General features: G+C 66.9%; 3 protein-coding genes and 1 pseudogene. 2 read left to right on the top strand and 2 right to left on the bottom strand.

The genetic code is table 11. The features are described 5' to 3' along the window. Window positions 1–126: 126 nt before the first annotated feature. Together ACZ7GZ_RS42355 and ACZ7GZ_RS42350 are read left to right on the top strand one after the other, a co-directional pair. A pseudogene (locus tag ACZ7GZ_RS42355) lies at window positions 127–680 on the top strand (helix-turn-helix domain-containing protein); the annotation flags it as partial. Between the two features lie 67 nt (window positions 681–747). After that, the gene (locus tag ACZ7GZ_RS42350) at window positions 748–1,650 is read left to right on the top strand and encodes an amidohydrolase family protein (protein ID WP_471033107.1); all 903 of its coding nucleotides are present in this window, start codon (window positions 748–750) and stop codon (window positions 1,648–1,650) included. A gap of 303 nt (window positions 1,651–1,953) precedes the next feature. Here the strand turns inward: ACZ7GZ_RS42350 and ACZ7GZ_RS42345 are convergent, their stop codons facing one another. Together ACZ7GZ_RS42345 and metK are read right to left on the bottom strand one after the other, a co-directional pair. After that, window positions 1,954–2,925 (bottom strand): carbohydrate kinase family protein, encoded by a 972-nt coding sequence (locus ACZ7GZ_RS42345; protein ID WP_471033106.1) that lies wholly within the window; start codon window positions 2,923–2,925, stop codon window positions 1,954–1,956. Window position 2,926: 1 nt separating this feature from the next. Next, a complete protein-coding gene (gene metK / locus ACZ7GZ_RS42340) occupies window positions 2,927–4,120 on the bottom strand; it encodes a methionine adenosyltransferase (protein WP_471033105.1) in 1,194 nt (397 codons plus the stop codon). Window positions 4,121–4,277: the final 157 nt, after the last annotated feature.

Raw genomic sequence — 4,277 nt, 5'->3', positions numbered from 1 at the left:
GATAAGGAACCAACGAGGCCCCCGGACTGTGATGTTGAGACTTCAGACATCTCGCTCAACAGTCCGAGGGCCTCGCCCGTTACTCGACCGGCCTCATCACCCGATCGGTGGCCAAATTGAAAAGCCTCCGGAGTGCAAATCGTCGACCGGCAGTGGACGCCCTGCCCCTGCACCGCCACGAGTGGCACGGCGACGGGAACTACACACTGCGGCCCGAGGCGTATGCCCAGTGACGCGCCGGACCCCTTCGACCAGCCCAGCCCCGACCTCTCCTGGCTCTGCCACCCCGCTCTGACCGGAATGCCAGCCCAGGAGTGGGACACGCTGATTACCGCACTCCACGGGGACCAGCGGGAAGCACACCTGGACAAACGGCACGGCCACCGGCCCCCCTGGCAGGCCCGGGCACTGGACGGCGCCCCTTGCTTACCCTCGCCGACCGGCTCCTGGTCACCCTCCTCCACTACCGGCTTGGGCTCCCGCAGGCCGCCATCGCCTGCCTCTTCGGCGTCACCCCCCGAAACCATCAACCGGCGCATCCGCGACATCCGCCAACTCCTCGGCGCGGCCGGACACAGCATCCATCGCACTAACCAGCAACTCACCACCTGGAACAGCTTTACAACCACGCGAGCGGGGCAGGAATCACCGTCCCGCTCAAGATCAAAACAGCGAGTTAATGATCCGCAGTCCCTAACTCATGACCATTGTGTCAACGCCTGCGTGCGCACACGGAAGGAAACCAGCATGGAAATCATTGACGGTCAGCTCCACGCCAACCAGATCGGCCCCTACTGGCAGGAGGTCGACCTCGAAACCACGCTCAACGCCACAATCGTCGCCATGGACGCTGTGGGCGTGCACGGTGCCGTTCTCGACGAGTTCACCGGCCTCGACGACCAGTTCCACATGCTTCCCGGGAGCTACCACGCGAACGGGGCATGGCGCCCCGAGCGGCCGTTCTCGGAGCTGTCGGTCGCCAAGTACCCGGATCGGTTTGTCTGGCTGAGCCGGGTGGACTATAAAGACCCTGAACTCGAGGACATGGTTGCCGCTCTGCGTCAGAAGCCGGGGTGCGTCGGCATCCGTGTTCACGCGGAGTTCGACGGTAATACTTGGCGCGACCCGGAATTCGAGCAGGGCGGCTACAGCAGGCTGTTCGCGGCTTGTGAGGCCGAGCAAGTGCCGGTATTCATCATGGTCAACCCCCGCGTGGAGACTCTCGAGCCGTATCTGCATCAATTCCCGGACCTGAAGTTCATCATCGATCACATCGGAATCGCCTGGCCCACGGCAGACATCGCGCCAACCGAGCGGTACAGCCGACTGGACAAAATCCGGTCCCTGTCCAAGTACGGCAATCTGCACTTGAAGTGGTCGCACATCGAGCGCCTCGCGAGTGAGCCCTACCCATACCCCGACCTTATTCCGCACTTCCGCAAGGTCGTCGACGCCTACGGTGCCGAGAGGATCCTGTGGGCCAGCGACCACACGCAGGCCGTCAAGCCCGGGCTGTCGCCCCACCCGGCGCCGTACTCCCACAGCCTGCACTACCTACTGGATTCGGATGCGTTCTCCGTAGCCGAGAAGGAATGGATGCTCGGCCGCACCATCCGCAGCGTGCTGAACTGGAGCCCTTTTCACGTGTAGATCATGAGGGTGAGGATCCCTGCGGCGGCTGACGTCAGAACCGGCCATCGCTACGGATCCCTTGCCACTTCCACCCAGAAGTTCGGGGGCGTACGTTCTGCCCCCCGCCCAGCCGAAGACGAGTCCAGGCCGGCGGGGCCGGTCAGCCCTGCAGCGCGAACCCTCGAGAAGACGTGTCCGCTGCTGGATGCCCAGGCCACGCACACGACGGCTCTCGGAGATCCTCATCCCGTCGAAGATCGGGTCGAGTACGAACCATGCAGAGAGTGCAGTTTGGTGTCACACTGATTTGACACTCTGTCGTCATGCTGGTTCGTTTCCTGTGGGGATCTCTGCCTCGTACCCGCCGGTGAGGAGTTCGCGCAGGTGGGCGGGGGTGGTGGTGTAGGTCTGGGTTCCGGTGTGGGACAGGGCGAGGGTGGCCAGTGCCGATCCCAGGTGGGCGCATTGTGAGGGGGCACGTCCTGCGGCCAGGGCGGCTAGGTATCCGGCGCGGAAGGCGTCGCCGGCGCCGGTCGGGTCGGCGATGCGGTCGGCTGGGACGGCGGGGATGTCTATGGGTGGGGCGTCGGCGCGTTCGATGCGGCTGCCCTTCTTGCCCAGGGTGGTGACCCAGGTGCCGACCTGGTGCAGGACGTCGGCATGGGTCCAGCCGGTCTTGGCGAGGAGCAGTGCGTGTTCGTACTCGTTGGTGAACAAGTGGTCGGCGCCGTGGACGAGTTCAGGGATCTGGTCGCCGTTGAGCCGGGCCAGTTGCTGGGCTGGGTCGGCGGCGAAGGGGATGCTGTGGGTGCGGCAGGCTTGTGTGTGGTGGAGCATGGCGGTCGGGTCGTCGGCGGCGATGAGGACGAGGCCGGCGCCGCCGTGGCCGTGCAGGACGGTGGCGAGGTCGATGCCGGCGGCCTCGGACATTGCTCCTGGGTAGAAGGATGCGATTTGGTTGCCGTCGGGGTCGGTGGTGCACAGGAAGCGGGCGGTGTGCCGGGTTGGGGATACGTGGACGGCCGAGATGTCCACGCCCCGGTCGGCCAGCCTCCGCCCGTGGCCGTCCGGGAAATCGGGGCCGGCGGCGCCGATCAGTAGCGGGCGGTGGCTCAGCTGCGCAAGCCCGTAGGCGATGTTGGCGGTGACTCCTCCGTCGCGGATCTCCAGCGTGTCGACCAGGAAGGAGAGGGAGACGTGGTGGAGGTGGTCGGGCAGTAGCTCGTCGGTGATGCGGCCGGGGAACGTCATCAGGTGGTCGGTGGCGATGGAGCCGGTGACAGCGATCCGCATGTCAGCATCCCGCCGCGCGCCGCAGTGCGTCTACGCGATCCGTGCGTTCCCAGGTGAAGTCGGGCAGCTCGCGGCCGAAGTGGCCGTAGGCGGAGGTCTGGGTGTAGATCGGGCGGAGCAGGTCGAGGTCGCGGATGATGGCGGCCGGGCGCAGGTCGAAGACCTGGCGGACGGCGCGCTCGATCGCCGTCTGTGGTATGGCGGCGGTGCCGAGGGTCTCGATGAAAAGGCCGACCGGCTCGGCCTTGCCGATGGCGTAGGCGACCTGGATCTCGCAGCGGCGGGCGAGGCGGGCGGCGACGACGTTTTTGGCGACCCAGCGCATGGCGTAGGCGGCCGAGCGGTCCACCTTAGAGGGGTCTTTGCCGGAGAAGGCGCCGCCGCCGTGGCGGGCCATGCCCCCGTAGGTGTCGATGATGATCTTGCGGCCGGTCAGGCCGACGTCGCCCATCGGACCGCCGATCTCGAACCGGCCGGTCGGGTTGACCAGCAACCGGTAGCCCTCAGTGTCCAAGTGGATGCCGTCGTCAGCGAGGCGGGCCAGTTCGTGCTCGACGACGTGGGTACGGATGTCGGGTGCCAGCAGGTCGTCCAGGTCGACGTCGGTAGCGTGCTGGGCGGAGACGACGACCGTGTCGAGGCGGACAGCCCGGCTGCCTACGTACTCGACGGTGACCTGGGTCTTCCCGTCGGGGCGCAGGTAGGGGGCAATACCCTCCTTGCACACGCGGGTGAGCCGGCACGCCAGCCGGTGAGCCAACTGGATGGGCAGCGGCATCAGTTCCGGCGTCTCGTCGCAGGCGTAGCCGAACATCAGGCCCTGGTCGCCGGCCCCCTGCGCGTCCAGCGGGGCAGCGTCTGCGCCGTTGCCGTCCACGCCCCTTGCGATGTCCGCAGACTGGACACCGATCGACACGGACACCCCGCAGGAGCGGCCGTCGAAGCCCTTGCTGGAGGCGTCGTAGCCGATGTCGAGGACGGCATCGCGGACCAGACCCGGGATGTCCACATAAGCCGTGGTGGTGACCTCGCCGGCGACGTGCACTTGGCCGGTGGTGATCAGGGTCTCCACGGCGACCCGCGAGTGCGGGTCCTCCGTGAGCAGGGCATCGAGGATCGTGTCGCTGATCCGGTCGGCGGTCTTGTCGGGGTGCCCCTCGGTCACGGACTCCGAGGTGAACAAACGGCGGGACATGGCTCTCCCTGGGGTTGCAGCGGCTGCTGGCTGAGGGTGCCGGGCCGGCGAGCCCTCTCCCTGGCCTTGTCAAGTTGCTGATGGGGCAGGCGAGTTGAGGTGTGCTCGGGTGGTGAGGGTGGCCGCGGTCAGGCGGTCGTGGCCAGGAGGGTGGTGC

The sequence above is a fragment of the Streptomyces sp. NPDC037288 genome (genome assembly GCF_055603265.1).
This window is presented reverse-complemented; position numbering and strand designations above follow the sequence as displayed.

What these genes read in the sequence shown, in the direction of transcription:
- metK (WP_471033105.1), bottom strand. Translation starts at nt 4,120, where the DNA reads ATGTCCCGCCGTTTGTTCACCTCGGAGTCCGTGACCGAGGGGCACCCC.
- ACZ7GZ_RS42350 (WP_471033107.1), top strand. Translation starts at nt 748, where the DNA reads ATGGAAATCATTGACGGTCAGCTCCACGCCAACCAGATCGGCCCCTAC.
- ACZ7GZ_RS42345 (WP_471033106.1), bottom strand. Translation starts at nt 2,925, where the DNA reads ATGCGGATCGCTGTCACCGGCTCCATCGCCACCGACCACCTGATGACG.